Raw genomic sequence first — 19,582 nt, 5'->3', positions numbered from 1 at the left:
ATGTTTCATAAATAGTAATAACAATAAACACAGAATGAACGCCTATGAAAATGCAGCAAAAGTTAATTTTGGCCATTGCGGTTTCGGTAATTTTACCAACGCTTATCATCGCCATCGTTAGCATTTCTAAGACTACCAGTCAGTCAAAAGATAACTTTATTTCGGCGACTCAAAATGAAATTCGCCAGATAGACAACAGCTTCAAGCTCTTTTTTGAGCAGGTTAAATCCAACGCCAAGTTTCTGGCCGCACATCCACTAGTGAAATCAGTGCCGCTGGAAACCAGCACTTACTTCGGCGATGAGCGCATGATGGATCCGCTGAATGCCCACCCTGTGGAAGCTGAGATATTCGATTTGTATCGTCAGTTTGGTACCACTCACGAAGAACTGTTGTACGTTTACCTGGGTACACCACAAGGCGGCTTCATTCAATATCCTGCAGAATCCATTGGCGGTTACGACCCACGTAAACGCCCTTGGTATCAACAGGGCATGAGCAATCCTAATCAAGCAGGGATTACCGATGCTTACCAAGGGGTAACGGGCGGCCCTATGGTATCTGTTATGTATTCCATCAGTGATGACTCTGGACGTGCAATTGGCGTGCAATCCATGGATGTATCACTCACCACCTTGACCGATATAGTGAAGTCCATCAAGTTGGGGGAATCAGGTTATCTGGTGCTGGTAGACGATAACGGCGTAGTGTTGGCAGATTCAAAAACACCGCGCAATAACTTCAAAAAAGTGGGCCAGATAGACTCGCCATTTTATAAAGAGCTGGCAAAACGGCTTAGAAGTAGCGCGTCATCCAACTTTAATACTGAACATCTTGATTCAGACGTGCAAGTAACCACTTACTACTCCCCTACCCTCAAGTGGCACTTTATCGGCATTATTGATAGCAGCGAAATTCTAGCCCCCACTTATGCCATGAGCCTGTTGATTATATTACTTGCTGGTTCCATGGTAGGTGTTTTTGTGTTCCTCGGGATTTATCAAGCGAAGCGCTTGGTAGCACCAATACTCGTGGTATCCAAAGGATTAAAAGACATTGCCAGCGGCCAGGGAGATTTAACCCAACGTTTAGCCGTAGATGCTAAGGACGAAACCGGCGATCTGGCTCGGTGGTTTAACCAATTTTTAGATTCTATACGCTCACTGGTGCAAGACATTAAAGATGACTCGCAACTACTGGCCGACAAATCGCAGCAAATAGGCCACATTGTAGACAGTATCAAAGATGCCAGCCATGAGCAGGAAAAAGCCATTGAAGACTCCTCCAATGGCACCTCAGCAATGGCTGAAACATCAAAAGAAGTAGCAGCCAACTGTTCCAATACCCTTGAAATGGTATCCAATGCTGAAACTTCAGCCAAAGAAGGTACCCAAATCATTGGCGCTATGGTGAATGATGTCACTCGCTTGAGTAGTACCATCAGCGAATCGGCTTCTGCTATGAAGGAGCTGGAAAACGAGAGTAGCAACATCACTCAAATTTTGAGTGTTATTCGTGGTATCGCAGAGCAAACCAACCTGTTAGCACTAAACGCCGCCATTGAGGCTGCGCGAGCCGGTGAGCAAGGCCGAGGCTTTGCCGTAGTTGCCGATGAAGTTCGTACCCTGGCCAAGCGCTCTCATGACGCGACGGAAGAAATAGACACTATGCTTAACAACCTGGTAGACAAAACGCGTTTTGTTTCCGGAAAAATGAGTTCAAGTCTGGAGCAATCTGAACAAGCGACATCACAGTCCAGCCATGCGAATCAATCTTTTGAAGACATCAGTACCGCGGTAGCTCAAATCAGAACGCGCCTGGATGAGATTGCCCGCTCTGCCGAGATTCAAAACCAAAGCTCCACTCAGATTGATAACAATATTTCTGAGATAGGAAACTCGGTAACAGGTATTGCCAATTCCAGTGATACCTTGGCTTCCAATGCCCAAGAGCTGATGCACCTGTCCAGCCAGCTAAACGGATTAGTAGGCAAATTTAAAGTGAAATAACTTGATAAACTGATAAATCTGAAGGGGCTTCGGCCCCTTTTTTGTTCTTGTATTGAAGGAAAAGGAGGGAACTCCCCATGAAAAAAACACCTGTGATATTTGACCATGACGGTGGTGTAGATGACTTACTATCATTGATGCTACTACTTACCATGGAACATATCGACCTTAAGGCTGTGTGCGTTACTCCCGCCGATTGTTTTTTAACGGATGCCACTAAAAGTACCTTAAAAATACTAGATCTATTTGGCAGAAAAGACGTCGTGGTTGCGCAAGGTAACTTGCACGGTGTTAATCCATTTCACTATGACTGGCGAGCCCAACCCAAGATGGTGAATGCCCTACCCACCATGTTGTCCTGCGAAGATGATTGGTCTTTAGTGAGTAAACAAGCTGCCCACGAATACATGCAAAGTGCCCTGTTAGCCAGTGACGAGCCGATGACGGTGTTGATGACTGGCCCCTGCAGTAATCTGGCCAAAGCGCTGGAACAGTCCCCCGATTGCCTTAACAAGTTGCACAAGGTGATTTGGATGGGCGGTGCGGTAGATACCAAGGGTAATGTAGCCAACTACAATCACGACGGCAGCGCTGAGTGGAATGTCTACTGGGACGCACCAGCAGCAGATAGCCTGTTAAAATCTGGCGCACCACTGTGGTTTATGCCATTGGACGCCACCAACTGTTTACCCATCAGCATGGCTTTCTTAAAAGACTTGTCGGCCTATCGTTCTTACCCTCTGGTAGAGCTTGCAGGGCAGTTTTGGGCCTGTACCGTGGCATCGATTCCCACTTACGAATTTACCTACTACTTGTGGGATGTCATGGCCACCTGTTGCCTGGGTTTAGACGATAATGTCATTGACTGGCACGACATTCGCCTGTCAGTGCGCACCAGCGAGCCATCAGAAGGCAACACCTACCGAGACGACGAAGGTAAGCTGGTAAAAGTTGCCATGCAGGCCGACCGCCAGGCAGTGATCGACTATCTTGTACGCCAACTGCAGTATCAAATATAACTTCAATTTGGCGTGTGATTACCGGCAAGGCGCAAGCGCCTTGCCGAACAGTAATCCACAATTGTCACGCTGCCCTTTCACCGCCAGTTATTAACCCACTTTGTTTCGCAAAAAGTGCTAAAGACGCCCGGTTTTTTAATGCAAAGTTTGCGATAAATATTACTACAGTGAAATTTAATGGTGCGTTCAGTCAAAAACAGCTCTCGGGCGATGAGTTTATTGGATAGCCCCATTACCACGTATTCCATTACCTGGTGTTCGCGTTTCGACAAGGCTGATACACACTTCTCTGTAGAGTCATAATTTACAGTAGACATGGTCTCTCTCCTTCAGCAAGGCTGGTTAGGTTGGGTGAGTTCATTTTCGCTGCACAGCTCTTGCAAATACCCCTCATTTAAAAGGTATATGCGATCCGCTGTTTTTATGGTTTCAGGTCGGTGAGCAATGATGATACGCGTCATGTTCAATTGCTTGATATGGGCGTTGATCATCGCTTCATTATTAATATCCAGATGGCTGGTAGCCTCATCCATGAACAGTATTTTGGGGTGACGATAAAAGGCGCGGGCCAATAAAATGCGTTGTTTTTGTCCACCACTTAAGCTCGCCCCCATATCACCAGTAAGGGTGTTGTATTGCATAGCCGTTTGCATAATTTCATCATGGATACAGGCAAGCTGGGCACATAACACCACTTTTTCATCATCTATGTTGTGCTCAAAACAAGCGATATTATCGGCAATGCTGCCACTGAGTAGCTGATCATCCTGCAGTACACCAGAGATCTGCTGACGATAATCGGGCCATTGTTGTATCGGTCTGCCATCCACCTGTACCGAGCCAGAAGTCGGCATGCTAAGCCCCATTAAACAGCGCAATAACGTACTTTTACCGCTACCACTAGCCCCAACAATGGCAATAGTCTCACCTTTCTTCACCTCGAAATTTATATCTTTAAGGATCGGAGCTTCTAAATCGCTGTAGCGATAGCTCAGGTGTTTTACCGACAAATTGCCTTGCATATCTTGGTTGTGCTCAACAGAGTGATTGCAAGGCCCCTGAGTTTGCTGCTCAACAACCGGATCAATATCGGTAAACACAACGTCAGCCAGGCGTTCAAAATGCAAATCCAGCATTTTGAACTCGATGGCCTTACTGATTAGATTATCCATAGCAGCCACAAAACGATTTTTGTAGCTGATGAAGGCGTAGAGCATGCCCACAGACATCAAATTGCCCATCACCGCAGTTGCTGCAAAGTAGATGATCAAGATGTTCTCAAGGCCAAACAATATTTTGTTGGCCACATCAAAGGCAATTTGCCACTTGTTAATGGCAATGCCCTTATTGATGGCATCAGCCAGATTGTTATGCCACTGGTTTTGTCGCTCGGTTTCTTTATCAAATAATTTCACCGTTTGAATAGCCCGAACCGACTCCATAAAATGAGAGTTCTCTTTAGCGGATGCCACTATATGCTCTTCGGAAAGAAGACGAACGGGTCGATACAACAGCACTCTCAATAAGCCGTATAAAAACACCACCGCCAGTACGATAAAGGTCAAGTGCACGTCGTAGATAAACATTACCACCAAGGTGAACACCGCCATCACGCCATCGATAAACACCGCCACCACGCCATTGGTCAGCAATTCGCGAATCTGACGCAGCGAACCAAAGCGAGAAATCACGTCCCCCATGTGCCGTTTTATGAAATACTCCATAGGCAAGCGGATCAGGTGTTGAAAAACATTGGCGCTCATTTGCATATTGAGTCGATTCGACAGGCACATCACCGCCACCTGGCGCAGCAGTGAAGTGGCGGCTTCCAGTAGCAAGAGCAAGGCAAACCCTAGTGCTAAGACATGGAGTAAGTTGGCGTCGCTGCGCAACAAGACATCATCCACCACGGTTTGCATGTAATAGGGACTGGCGATAGCAAATATCTGCAGCAATAAACTGAGCAGCACAATCAGCGCCAGACTGCGTTTCAACCCTGAGATGGAAGTCCATAACTGGGTGAAATGCAGGCGGGACTTTTCCACGCCAGGTTTAAATTGCGACGAGGGTGCCAACTCAAGGGCAATTCCGGTAAAACAGGCACTCACCTCTTCCAGTTTTAAAAGCCTTTCTCCCACAGCGGGATCGTGAATACTTACCTTGTTCCCTTGAACTTGCTTCAGCACCACAAAATGCTTCATTTCCCAATGTAAAATGCAGGGTGTTTGCAGCTGAGTTAAGTCACTTAATTCCAATTTCAGTGCCCGACTGGTGAGAGCCATGGATGCGGCAACCGCCATAATTTGCTTAAGAGTAGCGCCATGAGCTGAAATGGAATGTTTGCGCCGCAAAGTATTCAAATCGGTATCCAGACCGTGGAAACCCGCCACCATAGCAAGACACGCTAAACCACATTCAGCCGCTTCGGTTTGTAAGATAAGAGGCAGGCGATTGCGAGCACCAAAGTTCAACAAAGTGTCCGTATGCCGGGTCAGGTTTAACGATTGAGTAGCCATTACAATCTCCCTTTAATGCTATACAGTGGCTCGAGCAACCATTCCATTAAACTACGCTCCGCCAGTTGGATGTCGGCTGACAAGGTCATACCCGGCTTCAAGGCCAGCTTTTGCCCGAAGGCTTGTACCCAGTTTTTATCCAGCGATGCCTTAACAATGAATACCGGCTCCTGAACATTCACTGCCAATTGTTTTATTTCGCCAGGCAAGATTGCCGCGCTGGAAATATCCAGCACCATGCCCTTGTGTAAGCCGAATTTTTGATAGGGAAAGGCGTCGTAACGCATATCGATGCTTTGCCCGGCTTGTATGAAGCCGGCAGCTCGCACTGGCACCAGCAAACGCGCTTGCAAACTGGAATCAGAGGGCACAATACTCAGTAGCGGTAAATTGGTCTGAGTATACTGACCAGTGTGAATCTGGATATTGGCGATGAAGCCGCTTTGCGTGGCCTTAATAACGTGAGCCCGCTGACCGTGCAGCTGCGCAATTTTTTGTGCCACCGTGCTCAACTGACTCTGCAATTGGGCAATGGTATTCTTTTCTTCCTCAGGGTAAATGCGCAGTTCTGAATGCAAACGCTGCAAGCTGTTTTGCTGGCCCAACAACTGACGTGTAATACCAGCAATATCGCTTTGCAATGACAACTCTTCCGCCACCACCAAGGTATAATCATACCTTGATATGTGGCCGCGACGTCGCACTTGCTGACTACTTTCAAGGCGCTCTTTTACCATTTCATGACGTCGTTTTAGCAGGCTCAATTGTTGCTGCAGTTGTGCCCTCTCCAGTTCAACAATTTCGATTTGTGCCTTAGCATCTTGAATACGGTGAAAATAGATCTGGGAATTGCGGGTCATTTGCTGGGTTAAGGACGACTTCTGTTTGTCGTACTCAGCCAGCAACTGTTCTTCCATGCTGCTACCATCCTGTAGCGCGCGATCACCGTTTACCACAATCAAAGGCTGGCCTTTTTCTACATAATCTCCTTCGGCAACCAGTATGCGTTTAATTTTGCCACTGGCAGACTCGGCAAATATGCGGATCACACCATCCTCTGGCTCTAACCACCCTTGAACCGTTTCCTTGCGTGCATAGTCACTTTGAAATAACCAAACTAATAGCGCAATCACCCAAACTCCAAGCGCAATAGCGATAACGGATAATTTGATGGAAGGTAAAACCAACACAGCTCCATGTAGTCGGTGCTTCTGACCTTCCAGTGCTTCCTTGCGGAACAAACTTCCATTTGTGTTCCTTCTGTCCATAATCGATATCCAAATCGCTAACCAAGATTAAAACTATGAACACAGTATGTAGAAGCCTTGAGATAAGCACTTTCAAATACAGGAAAAGGACTATCAAAATCGGGAAAACGGCTTGTTTATTTTTTATGACCGTCGTTCATTAGGGTGTTTTGGGGAGGATTAACCGGGATTGTTTAAGGCTTAGCTAGATTCAAGCCGATTTCTGCTGGCAACCCATTAGCTGTGCCAACTGCTCTGCAGGCATGGGTTTATAGAAATAATACCCTTGAAAACCGGTACAACCTTTGTTTTTAAGGAAATCAAATTGCTGTTGTGTTTCGACACCTTCGGCAATAGTGCTTAAAGACAAGTTCTCCGCCAGTTCTAAAATGGTGGAACAAATTTTATCTGACTCATTTTGCTCACCGCAGCCATCAACAAAGGAGCTGTCTATTTTTAGCACATCCAAAGGTAAATTCTTTAAATAGCTTAAGGAAGAATAGCCAGTACCAAAATCGTCGATAGCCACTTTAATTTGCAACTGCTTTATGGCTTTGAGTACAGCAATACAGCGCTCTGTGTCGGTGAGGAACACCCCTTCAGTCACTTCGATTTCCAGCCACTCTCCGGGTATGCCGAACTTTTCCATTAAAGTTTGCAATAACGGCAGCAATCTGCCCGATATTAAATGCTTTCCGGAAACATTGATGGCCACCGGTAGTATAGTCTTATTTTGGGCTCGCCAATGGGCCAACTGCTGAAAAACCTTGTGGAAAACGATTTCCTCTAACTCGATAATCATATCTTGCTGTTCAGCAATCGGAATAAAAATAGCAGGGCTGACAACCCCGTGCTCTGGTAGTTGCCATCTCACTAACGCCTCGCAACCGATAAGTTCCTGTCTGGCATTCACTTTGGGCTGCCAGACAACAAAAAACTGTTGTGCCTGATTCAGCGCACCGCGCAACGCCTGGGCATAAAAGAAGGTTTCTGATGCCTGTTGCGCCATTTCCGAACGGAACACTTTAAAATTATCACGCCCGGCTTCTTTGGCGTGATACATGGCAATATCAGCATGTTGTATCAGAGACTCAGCACTGCTTTGATGGCTGTCTTGTAGCGCCACTCCGACACTGGTTAACACTTTTAGCTGCCGATTTTGAATAAGCACTGGTTGGCGCATGATATGCAACATTTTATTGGCAATTTGAGTGACATGTCCTTTGTCTTCAATGCCGGTCATCAACACCACAAATTCATCCCCGCCCCAACGGGCAATGATATCGCTGTCTCGTGTGACCTGATTCAGTCGGGCAGCCACTTCCTGCAACAACTGATCGCCAGCTTTGTGCCCCAAAGTATCGTTAACTTGCTTAAAGCGGTCCAGATCCAGAAAAAACAGGGCAATATCAGTGCAGTCCTGAGGTTGGATTTCCAGCTGACGTTGTAAAGAATCTAACAGGAAAGTGCGATTATATAACCCCGTTAACGGATCGCAGTAGGCCAAATTTTGTAGCTTATCTTGCATGCGTTTTTGTCGGGTAATATCGCGAATATGGAGGGTGAACTCGCGCTCATTGCTGCCACCAAAAGCTGCACCAGTAATGGTGATCTCAGCGGGAAAAGTATCATCGGAGATGCGCCTGAGCACGATTCGATTACGACGGTTTAACAGCAATCCCTCTGGCTCAGAAAACTGATGCTCAATACTGTCCAGGAAGCCTTGTTGTGCTTCGCTGGTAACGAATGACCTGACAAAACTCAAGCCCGCCACCTGACTCTTGGTTTGCCCGAAAGTTCTTTCAGCGGCTGGATTAAACTCAATGATATTGCCATATCTGTCTATGGTGATAATACAATCCATTGAGGCATCCAAAATGGCACTTTTGCGCTTTTCGCTAGAGCGAAAGCTATTGATTGCCTCATCCCGTTTGGACATTTCTTCCTGTACCCGTGTGATAACACGATTGTATTGTTTGGCAATTTGGCCCACTTCAGTAAAAGGCTCTTCTTCAACCGACTCATCGAAACGCCCTTCTTGTTCCTGCCCCTGCATATCAGTTAACAAATCAATGAGTTCGGTGGAAGCGCGATGCTCGGTTATATTCATGCCCAAATATTCTTGCTCAGCGGTGACCCTGAGGGGAACAAAGTGATTAATAAGCCGCAACAGCAAATAGCTAACCGCTAAGCAAAAAATGCCGATGCTCACAACCCCTAGCAGCTGAACACTCAGCTGTTGCCAAAAACCAAGCCCGGTAGCCAATATCAATGCATCACCAAACAACGCCACTGCCATTGTGCCCCAGATACCGGCGAACAAGTGGGCGGGCACCACACTCAGGGCATCATCTAATTTTAAGCGCTCCATCACCATACAGCCCTGGTACAACACCAGACCACCCACAATTCCAATCAACGCGGCTTGCGGCGCCGTAACTGCATGCGCAGAGGCGGTGATGGAAACCAGGCCCGCAATAACGCCATTGAGGATATAGGTGACATCCACAAACTTGTGCCTGATGACGAATATACAGGTGGACGCCACACCGCCCCAGGCAGCGGCAAGGCAAGTATTTAGTAATACTTTGGGCACACTTTCATTGAACACCAAAGTACTGCCGCCGTTGAAACCAAACCAACCAAGCCAGATTAGAATAGTCCCCAGTACGGAAAAAGGCAGATTGTTACCCACCGGAATCTTTTTGTCCTTGTCGAAACGCCCGATTCGCGGACCGATGATGATCACCGCAGACAAAGCTATCCAGCCACCAACAGAATGTACAATAGTGGAACCGGCAAAATCCACAAAGCCCAGAGCTTGTAACCAGCCCGTATTATTGCCATTAAATGCCGATGCCCAGGCCCAGTGCCCCACCACAGGATAGATGAAACAACACAACACCAAAGTCACCAGAATATAGCCGCGATAGGACATGCGCTCAGCTACGGCACCAGACAAAATGGTGGCCGCCGTGCCGCAAAACATGAGTTGGAATAAGAAGAAGCTGATTTGCCAAGCAGAGCTTTGTGCACCAAAAAGGAACTCATTGCCGCCCACAATGCCCCAGATTGATTCACCAAACATCAATCCAAAGCCAAATAACCAAAACACCACAGAGGCGATAACCAGGTCAGACAGGTTCTTGGCTGCCACATTAATGCTGTTTTTACTGCGAATTTTCCCGGTTTCAAGGCATAAAAAGCCTGCTTGCATCAAAAACACCAGCATTGCACAGCCAATTAACCAGAAATAATCCATGTGACGCCCTTAACTCCTCAAACGACACAGGAACTACAGCAAATATTGCGCCTGAATTTTACACAATTAAAAAAGCCGCCTGGTACCCCAGGCGGCTTTTGAGTTTTTAATTTATCCGATTGAATTATCAATCAGTAAAAAGCGTTCCTTAGAAGCGGTAGTTTACACCTAAACGAATTTCGTAGATGGAAGCATCAGCAATTCGTTGCTCAGCTTCGGTGCCCTGCTCAGCAGTATTCGGGAAGCCGATTTGCTCAAGTACACCCCAATCATCGTTAAGGAAGTTAGTGAAGTTATCAATAGTCATGTAAACCTCACCCTTGTGGCCTTCAGTAAATCCAGGAATTTGCTGAGATACACGCAGGTCAACTTTACCCCACCATGAACCGTCTTCGGAGTTACGCGCAACACCAGGATTCAGAACGTTTGTCTGGAAGTCTAACCAAGGCGTACCGTCATAAGTCGCGATAGTTCCGTCAAACCCACTCTTGGTAAAGCTATAGGGCTCGCCGGAGTTTAACAAACCAACCAAAGTCAGGTTGAAATCCAGGCCATCGATAAACTGCGTTGTATAGCCAAAGCTACCCGTAAAGTTATGTTCGATGTTGTAGTTAGAACGCGAGGAAACTTCTTCTTGAGGGTCGAAGAACGCACGGTTAACGTAGTTAGAAAACGCCACTGAGCTGGTCATTGGCTGCACGTCTTCTGCGTCGCTATAGGCATAACCTAAGCGCCACGTAATACCGTTGTCATGCGACTTGGCAATACCGATAGAGGCAGAGTAAGAAGTGCTGTTTTCATCAGTATTGGTCAATACAAATGAGGCTTCTCTCACACTGTCATAAATTGGATAACCATCGTCAGTAGTGCCCACTTGCTCCAGGTCGCCACGCTTAACAATAGCCGCATCCTGAGTGCGAGAAACCAATAAGTCTGCGGTTAACAGGTAATCACCCGGCAATACGTGAGTAACACCTAAAGACAGCTTCCATTCAGACGGCAATTCAAAGTCTGGATCCATGTAGTTAATTTCGAAGTTGTCACCAACACCAGCTGCAACAGCATCATATAGTTCCTGAGGAATACCCCAACCCGGGCCAGCCGGTGCACCGCTTTCAACTGCTGCGTAAACTACATCATCGTCAAATAGTGAACGGGTTCCGTCGGTGTAGCCGAAAGAGCGTCCACGTTGACCAAACTGCAGTACGTTATTGGCGGAGAAGTTGTTGGACAACCAAACGTTCGGGTTACCACCAGTGTACAAGCCTAAACCACCACGCAAGGTTGTGTCATCGCTCAAGGTATACGTCAGGCCGATACGCGGCTGGAATAAACCTTCGCCATCCAGATTAGTGGAGTTGGAGAAACCATAATCAGCAACGAAGTCTGGATTTTCCAGAGGAGCGTCACTCGTAGTGTACCAGTCATAACGGGCGCCCACTTTCACGATCAGATCGTAAATTGGCTCAAACTCGTCCTGAATGTAAACCGTGTGAGATTTATAGCCCCACTCAGCAGCGGCATCATCAGGATTATTTGACGGTGCGTTATTGTAGTAGATAGCGTCAGCAAAACCGTTGCGGAAATTGTCAATACCGTCGAAACGGATCTCAGTTTCAGAGTGCTGCACAAACAGGTTGAATACTTCAAAGTCTTTTTGCTCATAACCGAAAGTCAGGTTATGACCATTGTCCATGTAGTAATAGCCTTTCAGAATAATATCTGACTGGTCGTAGCTCAGCTTGTTGGATTGACGGCTGTCGTCACCACCGATGTATACATCAACATCGTCAGTTTCAATACGAATTTCACCAAAATCAGTGCCACCGACGCTGATTTGACGGTTATCTAGTTCCAGGTAACCCAAACGGATTTCAGTACTGAATTTGTCCGTCCAGTCTGAATAGAAAGAAGCTACGTAAGAGTTCAGTTCAGCACCGCGCTCGTATAAGTGATTCTGGAATTCAAACTCATTCAAATCACCATCTGACTGAGTGAAGTTGTTACCGTCATTGTAGTTGTAAGTGAAGGTAGCACGATGGTCGGCATTAATGTTCCAGTCTAGTTTTACCAGCAGCTTCTCATCGAAGTTGTCTAGGCTTGAAGGAACCGGACCTGGATCATAGCCATACAGCGTATTGGCAATTTCTACGATCTCATCCAATTCAGCTTGAGTGATATTAACTTCGTTCAGGGCACCGGAACCCAATGCTCCGCGACCGAACAAGTTAACACCTTCCCACTCTTCATAGGTAACGTGTGCGAATAGTTTGTCTTTTAGCAGTGGGAAACCAATGTCAAAGCCGTAGCGTTTATCAGTGAAGGAACCAAAGTCGATATCATCGCCTTCCAGGGAATCACCGCGCATAGAGTCGTTGCCGTACTCATAGAAGAAACCACCGTGGATCTCGTTAGAGCCAGATTTAGTAACGGCGTTGATGTTACAAGCGGTAAAACCACCGTATTGCACATCGAATGGAGCCAGTTCAACAGCAACCTGTTCGATTGAATCAAATGGGAAAGGCATACGTTCAGTAGGATAGCCATTGGAATTCAAACCAAAGGAATCATTCACCTGCACACCATCAAGGGTAAAGCTGTTAAAACGAGAGTTTTTACCCGCACAGTTGATGGGGTTTGTACCACCGCGAGACTCGTCCACGTAGATACGCGGATCAACACGGATAATATCAGTGATATTACGGTTAATGGCTGGTGCACGCTGCAGGTCTTCCAGACCAAAGTTCGCAGAAGGACCAAATTCACCACCGGCCATTGCAGAAATGGAAGAACCAGTAACTACGATACTTTCAACTGCCTGCTCGGCTTCTAAAGTAAGGTTAAATACAGAAGGTTCGCCCAGGCTCAAATAAACATCATTGATTGTGGTATCTTCAAAACTGGAGCTATCGACTTCAATCGTGTAAGGACCACCAACGCGAAGACCACGAGCACTGAACTGACCGGCATTATTTACTGTTGCCGTACGCACTGTACCTGAAGGTATGTGGGTAATTGTGACTGTTGTCCCCGCCGCTGCATTTCCAGCAGGACCGACAACACTACCGCGGATTCCGGAAGAAGTTTCCTGAGCGACTGCGCTCATAGAAAGCCCACCAGCAAGTGCAACCGCTAGCGCGATTTTACTCAACTTAGCATTATTAAACATTGTGTTTTCCTAGTTTAAAGTGTGTATGAAAGTGATAGCTTTTTGCCATTCTTATGAACTTTGCTGTTCGATATTAATACGTTCTTTGTAACAATTGAATACTTAATAGACAATTCCTCTCGATACCAAACTCTGTGCGTTCCGCATAATGAGGCGGCTCGCACTAATAAAACTGTCTTTGTGGTCAAGAAATCTCGCGCAGTTTAGCCGCTATTTATGACAACAATGTTGCAAAGACTTTCACAAGCCTTTAAAAAGCCAAAAAAAAGCCGGGTTAAAAAACCCGGCTTTCTCACACTTTATAGCTTAAGTGACAACTTAGAAGCTGTAACGTACACCTAGCTTGATACGCCATGTAGAAGATTCCACATCAAACTCGCTGTAGTTGCTGGTGTTAGTACCACCAAAGCGCTCACGATAAACGTACTGACCTTGGTCGTTTAAGTCCCAATCCATCAAGATTTGCTGCGGGAAGCGGAAGTCATATACCTGGCCCCATTTAGGGTTAATCAGGTTAGCAAAGTTATCGATGTTCAAGTATACCGACGCTTTATGACCTTCCATGAAACCAGGAATTTCCTGATTGATAGACAAGTCCATGGTAGTCACCCAAGGCTGTGTACCAGAGTACTTAGGTACATAACCACCAGCGTACTTAGCAACACCCGCTTCAGAAGCGATTGCCATGATTTCTTCGTAGCTTAAGCCACTGTTGAAGTCAAAGGCTGGATCTGAGGCACTTGATGGGATGTATGGAATGTAAACATCGCTATCATCAAACTCGCCCTGATCACCTAAATCATTGTCACGGAACGAGCCCAGTGTCCACGCAAATGGCTTACCTGAACGACGCTCAAAGAACAAGTTGAAGGTAGTGTCATAACCCTCAAAGATCTCTTTTTCATAGGTCAAGTTCATGACAAATCTGTGCTCAACCTGATAGTAGGCTGTGCCTTCAGTTGGGATGTTACGGTTTTGGGTAACTTCGTATTGGAAGTTAGATTCACCAGTAGAGCTGGTACCTGGATTAACTTCAGTAATGTCTTGGTTTGTGTAAGACGTACTGATGGTAATACCGTTATCCCACTCTTTATACAAAGAGGTATTCCAGATAATGCTGCGGCCGCCGTCGCTGGCATTGGTTAACTGTAGATCCCAGTTACCTTGTAAGTCTGGATCGTCATAAACTGAGCCCCAGATGATACGTCCATCAGCAGCTGTGCCGATTTGCTCACGAGATAAATCTACCCAGAATGCAGAATCATTTCTGTCAACATAAGTAAATTCCGTGCTCCAGGCAAAGTTATCTCCGATGCCAGGAATATCGAAGGTCATGTCTAAACCTAACTGATAACGCCAGTCGTTTGGTAACTCAAAGTTCGGATCGATGGTGTTAGTGCTACCCGCACCTGCAACCAGTGAATCTTGCACTGATGCTGGAATGGTCGTGAAATCGACATTGCTTGGGTCAGCAATAGCGGCACTTGTGGCACTGAAAGGGGCGTTTACGTTAGTTACACCGTCACGAGTATAAGCATTGGCAATCCATACCAAAGGCGTACCACCTGTATAACGGCCCACACCACCGCGCAATGTCATGTCATCATTGATGTCATAAGTAAAGCCAACACGGGGAAGCAAAATGTCTAAACCATCCTGGTTTTCTGTGTTGGGATAATTATATTGCGCCTGGAAATTTTCGTTCAAACGCGGTGCGCCATCAACACCGATACGCTCGTAGCGCAAGCCCGCAGTGAACATGAAGTCATCGAATAATTCGAAGTTTGCTTCACCGTAGGCTGCATATTTATTGCTATCTACGTCATAAGCGATGTCGTTAGTTACACCGGTAAAGGCATTCGCATATTCAAATCTGGAAGGCATGCGATTTTCAAAATCATCTAAAGAATCGAAAGACCAGGTACCGGCTGAATCACGGCCATAGATGTTGAAGTTAGACAAATCTTCATATTCAACACCAAAGCGGTATTCTACGTCACCTGAGAGGTATACCGCGTGTAAACCAAACTTCAGCTCTTCGTTTTCCAAACGGTTAGCATGACGGTTTTCGTCCTGACCGGCAACGATTGTACCGCGAGCAGTACGCACGTTGATTTCACCCCATGGAACCGCAGTGTTAGACGCTTGCTCGTATTCTTTATAAGAGAAGCTAGCTTCCGTAGAGAATGAATCATTCCAGTCTGAGTACAAGTGACCAGTCAACAAGGTTGTTTCAGACGCCTGGAACCACAAACCTGATGCCATATCTAAAGTAGAGTCAGAATCAGTGTAGTTACGCGCAGCTGAGTTATCCTGGAAGCTGTAGGTCAAATCGGCACGGTGATCTTGCGAGATGTTCCAATCAAGTTTAACAAGAGTTTTCTTATCGAGATCATTAGGAGGAGTGCCGCCCAAAGAATCTGTTAAACCATAAACGTTAGACATGATGCCAACAAAACGGTCCACTTCAGCGTTAGTTACGCGGTGGCCACTACCAGATAGGTCGTTCAGGTCGTAATCAAACAATACGCCTTCTTCCCACTCTTCATAAGAAGCGAAGAAAAACAGCTTGTCTTTGATGATGGGACCACCAACGGTTACACCAAACGTGGTTTCGTCGGTGTCAACTGGAATGTCTACATGTGGGCGGTCACGCTTGTCTTCCGCATCACCAGAGTTAACCGTATCTTCGTAAAAGAAGCTGCCACTAAATTCGTTAGTACCAGACTTAGTTACAACATTGACGTTACCACCAGAGAAGTTCGCTGCACGAGCATTGAAGGGCGCATAATCGATAGAGATCTGCTCAACGGCATCTAAAGAAATAGGTGGACGCTGTGACGGGTAGCCATTTTCGTTCAAACCAAAGGTATCGCTTACACCAACACCATCAATGGTCAGTGAGTTGTATTTAGGGTTAGTACCCGCAACACTCAGCTCGACACCATCAGGGGATACCACAGCAAGAGGATTCAAACGCACGATGTCTTTGATATCGCGGTTGAAAGTGTTGCCCTTCATGATTTGGTCTTCACCAAATACGCTGCTACCGCCGCTGTTGGAGAAGAAGTCGCGCGTGCCAGTAACAGTGATAGTTTCAACATCCTGCTGAGCATTTAGCTGCGTATCCAGATCAAGCGGTTGGTTAAGTTCAAGGTAAACATTCTCGATTACCTGACTTTCGAACTCTTTAGATACAATCATTACCGTGTATGGGCCACCAACACGCAGACCACGTGCAGTAAAAGCACCTTGGGCGTTTACTTCTACTTCTTTCACTGTACCAGAAGGTTGGTGAATCATAGTGATGGTTGTGCCTACTGCAGGTGCACCTGTTGGGCCTTCAATAACACCACGGATGGATGAAGACTGACCGGTGTTTGCCACTGCCGCTGTGGATAAACCCACAGACATAGCAACAGCCAACGCGATACGGCTTAGTTTTGAACGTTGAAACATTGTGTTTTCCTGATTTTAGTGTGTAAAATTTTAGGCTAATGCCTTATTCTTAAAACTCAGCTAAAGTACCCGCTTCCTTGTTACCAACTTCACCAACGTAGTTAGGAAGTTCTCATCTGTAACTTTTACAGTACTTTTAATGCTGACTATTTTCGCAAGGAAATACAAAACAGGAAGACTTTATTGCCATTCATAATCTTTCGTTAATAAAGCTTATAATTCATATAGTTAGGAAGGTTAAGTAAATTTACTGGTTGAAATGAGTAAGCTTAACTGGTGAAATAGCGCCTGAATTTTGGGCAGTCAGTTTGACACATGAGACATTATCACCTTTCCATCACCAGTCTTGCTCTTGTGGCGCTGGTGCTTTTGGGCATCACATTTGAAATAAGTCGGAATGCCTTTCCGCTAAATACCAAAACCTTACCCAGTGTTTTGAATTTCAAAGACAGCTGTAATACCACCGCGGGCAAAAATAGCGATGCCTTAGTGATCACAGTGCAGATAGAATACATGGCCAAGGAACTGATGAAAGCGCTGTGTGACAACGACACTGTTTCCAGGCAATTCGGCGAAGTTCGCGCCCACTGGATGCCAAATGAGCGAGAAATGCTGGATTTTGTTGGCAAAGGTTTGGTGGATCTGGTACTGGTAAAAGACAATTTTATTCACGCTTTCAACTCCGATGAAGTTTACGGCTATAAAGAAGTAGCCAGCTATAATAAATACTCGGCTTTTTTTATTGGATTGCGGGAAAAGCCCGAATTGCAGAAAGAATATCTGCTGGGCAAACGCATTGGTGTATTGGACTATGCCAGCAGCCGTTCCGGGCATATCGCCCCTATGATGCTGTTTAAAAAGTTGGATCTTGACGAAAAGCAGGTGAATCTGGTGTATGCCAAAAACCACCAACAACTGAGACAACTTTTGGAAAACGGCTCTGTGGACATCATTTCCACCTACTGGTCGGAAGCCGATGAAACCCGTTTTAACCGTGAATATCGCACCGCACTCTTGTCTGAAATCGAAGGCAGCAAGTGGTACCTTAAAGAAGCCGAGAAAAACACTGAGTTGAAATGCGCTATACAGCAAGAGCTCACCCTTCTTGCGGAGCAAAATCGCGGTTATTATCGTCAGCTCGCACTCACCACCCCATGCTCTGAATCACCTGGCTCCTGATATGAACTTTTCCATGTTAAAAACGAATCCCATTGTTCAAAGTCTGCTACTGTTTATCGTGCTGACTCTGGTAACCATTCAGGGGAACTCACTATCAAGACAACAACAGATTGATGATGCCTTACTCACTCTGAAAAACCGGGTAGCACTGGATGTTATCGACCTCAACATCAGTAATGAACTGGGCAGCAAGGCTAAGGATGACCATACCGTACAAAGGTACATGCAAAACCTGAACGAATACTTATCCCGCGAGAAATTTCCTTTGCGCCTGGTGAGTATTGACCAGTTCCATTACGAGGGTGACCAGCAAATATCCAACGCGGAACTCAAGCTTTTTAGCCTGCAATCATCAAGAACCTCAATTGATGTGGTTGTAAGTGTTGTAGAGCGCAAATTTCAGGCCTGGACCATGCTGTTCCCTCCATTTTTCAGTTTGATTTTTTTTGTTATCTGCCGGTTCAATAAGCAACAATTGTTTGCCAATCCAGTAAAAGCGGAAGAAGAACCTCAAGCCGTGCCAAAGCTGGTGATTGACTTAAGAGAACGCACCCTTTTTATTGATCAGGCATCCGATACCAAAACAACGCTGGCCAATAAACCTTTATGTTTTTATCTGGCGATGCTGAAATACTGTAGTGAGCAAGATGCACCTCAGCTTTATCACAATAAAAATCTACCGGAATCTTTTTTGGAGCTGGCCAACAAATACTTCTATCGTTTACTGGAATTAGGACACTCTCGCCGCAAACGCCCGGATTTTGATAGCAATATAGACAAAATGCTCAGTGAAATACGCACAGCGCTGGACGAAATATTGACTAACTATCCAGAGCAGCGCAGCCTCTATTATCCGCAAAAAGCTCAAGGGGAAGGTTCCCGCTCCAAATTGCACAACTTTGCCCTGCTGGAATTGACTATCGAGCACTATGAATTAATTGGTGATTAATTCTCCTGCCCAGCCAAAAACTCGACCAATTGGTCAGGTTTCATTAATGAAATCGCAATTATTTGCGCTAAATCAAGCATGATTGCTGGCATTTTTTCGCTTCGCTGGTAGTCTTGTCTAAAACTATCCCGTTTATCTATTATGAGTCTTGAAACTAAGGTGATCGCGATTTCCGGCGGTTCTGGTTCTGGAAAATCCTTGTTCACCGACAAAATTAAACATTATTTTAAAGAAAATGGCGCCGATATTCAGGTGATCAGAGAGGACAACTACTACCGTTGCCAGGATCATCTCGCCATGGAAGATCGGGTCAAAACCAATTACGACCACCCCAAAGCATTCGAGCACGAGCTGTTAGTATCCCATCTGGAACAACTGAAAGCCGGCAATGATATTGAATGTCCCAACTATTGTTACAAGACCCACACGCGTCTGAAAGAAACCCGCACTATCCATCCGGCCCAGGTTATCGTTGTTGAAGGGATAATGTTGTTAGCCAGTCCCGAGCTGGTTCCTCTTTTCGATGTCAAAGTTTTCATTGATACGCCTCTGGACATCTGTTTATTGCGTCGAATAAAACGCGATTTACTTGAGCGTGACAGAAGTCTTGAATCCATCAGCCAGCAATATCAAAAAACGGTGAAGCCTATGTATCACCAATTTATTGCGCCTAGTCGATTTATCGCCGATGTCGTTGTGACTCAAGGCGGCAAAAACCAAATTGCGCTAGATGTGATCAAGTCCCACATAAAACAAATATTAAAATAAAGGAA

11 protein-coding genes are annotated in these 19,582 nt (G+C 45.9%); 5 read left to right on the top strand and 6 right to left on the bottom strand.

Features of this window, described 5'->3' with window-relative positions; translation table 11 throughout:
• Positions 1-44 precede the first annotated feature (44 nt).
• On the top strand, positions 45-2,009 hold the full coding sequence (locus ACXAGP_RS14780) for a methyl-accepting chemotaxis protein (RefSeq protein ID WP_475262332.1): 1,965 nt from the start codon (positions 45-47) through the stop codon (positions 2,007-2,009).
• A 77-nt stretch (positions 2,010-2,086) separates the two neighbouring features.
• Entirely contained in the window at positions 2,087-3,028 is a 942-nt protein-coding gene (locus ACXAGP_RS14775) for a nucleoside hydrolase (protein ID WP_475262331.1), read from the top strand.
• A gap of 77 nt (positions 3,029-3,105) precedes the next feature.
• On the opposite strand, the gene ACXAGP_RS14770 is transcribed toward ACXAGP_RS14775, so the two are convergent.
• The 6 genes from ACXAGP_RS14770 to ACXAGP_RS14745 all read right to left on the bottom strand — a co-directional run bounded on the left by ACXAGP_RS14770 (position 3,106) and on the right by ACXAGP_RS14745 (position 16,681).
• Complete coding sequence (locus ACXAGP_RS14770; RefSeq protein ID WP_475262330.1) at positions 3,106-3,345, bottom strand: response regulator transcription factor; 240 nt, start codon at positions 3,343-3,345, stop codon at positions 3,106-3,108.
• A 12-nt stretch (positions 3,346-3,357) separates the two neighbouring features.
• On the bottom strand, positions 3,358-5,544 hold the full coding sequence (locus tag ACXAGP_RS14765) for a peptidase domain-containing ABC transporter (RefSeq protein WP_475262329.1): 2,187 nt from the start codon (positions 5,542-5,544) through the stop codon (positions 3,358-3,360).
• The gene (locus ACXAGP_RS14760) at positions 5,544-6,812 is read right to left on the bottom strand and encodes an HlyD family secretion protein (protein WP_475262328.1); all 1,269 of its coding nucleotides are present in this window, start codon (positions 6,810-6,812) and stop codon (positions 5,544-5,546) included. The genes ACXAGP_RS14765 and ACXAGP_RS14760 overlap by 1 nt, the downstream gene beginning before the upstream one ends.
• Positions 6,813-7,002: 190 nt before the next feature.
• On the bottom strand, positions 7,003-10,053 hold the full coding sequence (amt, locus tag ACXAGP_RS14755) for an ammonium transporter (protein ID WP_475262327.1): 3,051 nt from the start codon (positions 10,051-10,053) through the stop codon (positions 7,003-7,005).
• A 148-nt stretch (positions 10,054-10,201) separates the two neighbouring features.
• Complete coding sequence (locus ACXAGP_RS14750) at positions 10,202-13,222, bottom strand: TonB-dependent receptor (protein ID WP_475262326.1); 3,021 nt, start codon at positions 13,220-13,222, stop codon at positions 10,202-10,204.
• Between the two features lie 318 nt (positions 13,223-13,540).
• Complete coding sequence (locus ACXAGP_RS14745) at positions 13,541-16,681, bottom strand: TonB-dependent receptor (RefSeq protein WP_475262325.1); 3,141 nt, start codon at positions 16,679-16,681, stop codon at positions 13,541-13,543.
• Positions 16,682-16,996: 315 nt separating this feature from the next.
• Between ACXAGP_RS14745 and ACXAGP_RS14740 the strand changes: the two genes are divergently transcribed.
• The 3 genes from ACXAGP_RS14740 (at position 16,997) to udk (ending at position 19,577) form a co-directional block, all read left to right on the top strand.
• A complete protein-coding gene (locus tag ACXAGP_RS14740) occupies positions 16,997-17,860 on the top strand; it encodes a type 2 periplasmic-binding domain-containing protein (RefSeq protein WP_475262324.1) in 864 nt (287 codons plus the stop codon).
• 13 nt (positions 17,861-17,873) lie between these two features.
• Complete coding sequence (locus ACXAGP_RS14735; RefSeq protein WP_475262323.1) at positions 17,874-18,809, top strand: hypothetical protein; 936 nt, start codon at positions 17,874-17,876, stop codon at positions 18,807-18,809.
• A gap of 141 nt (positions 18,810-18,950) precedes the next feature.
• Positions 18,951-19,577 (top strand): uridine kinase, encoded by a 627-nt coding sequence (gene udk, locus ACXAGP_RS14730; protein ID WP_475262322.1) that lies wholly within the window; start codon positions 18,951-18,953, stop codon positions 19,575-19,577.
• The last annotated feature ends 5 nt before the right edge of the window (positions 19,578-19,582 follow it).

The sequence above is a fragment of the Planctobacterium sp. AWM4_229 genome, assembly GCF_056160305.1.
This window is presented reverse-complemented; position numbering and strand designations above follow the sequence as displayed.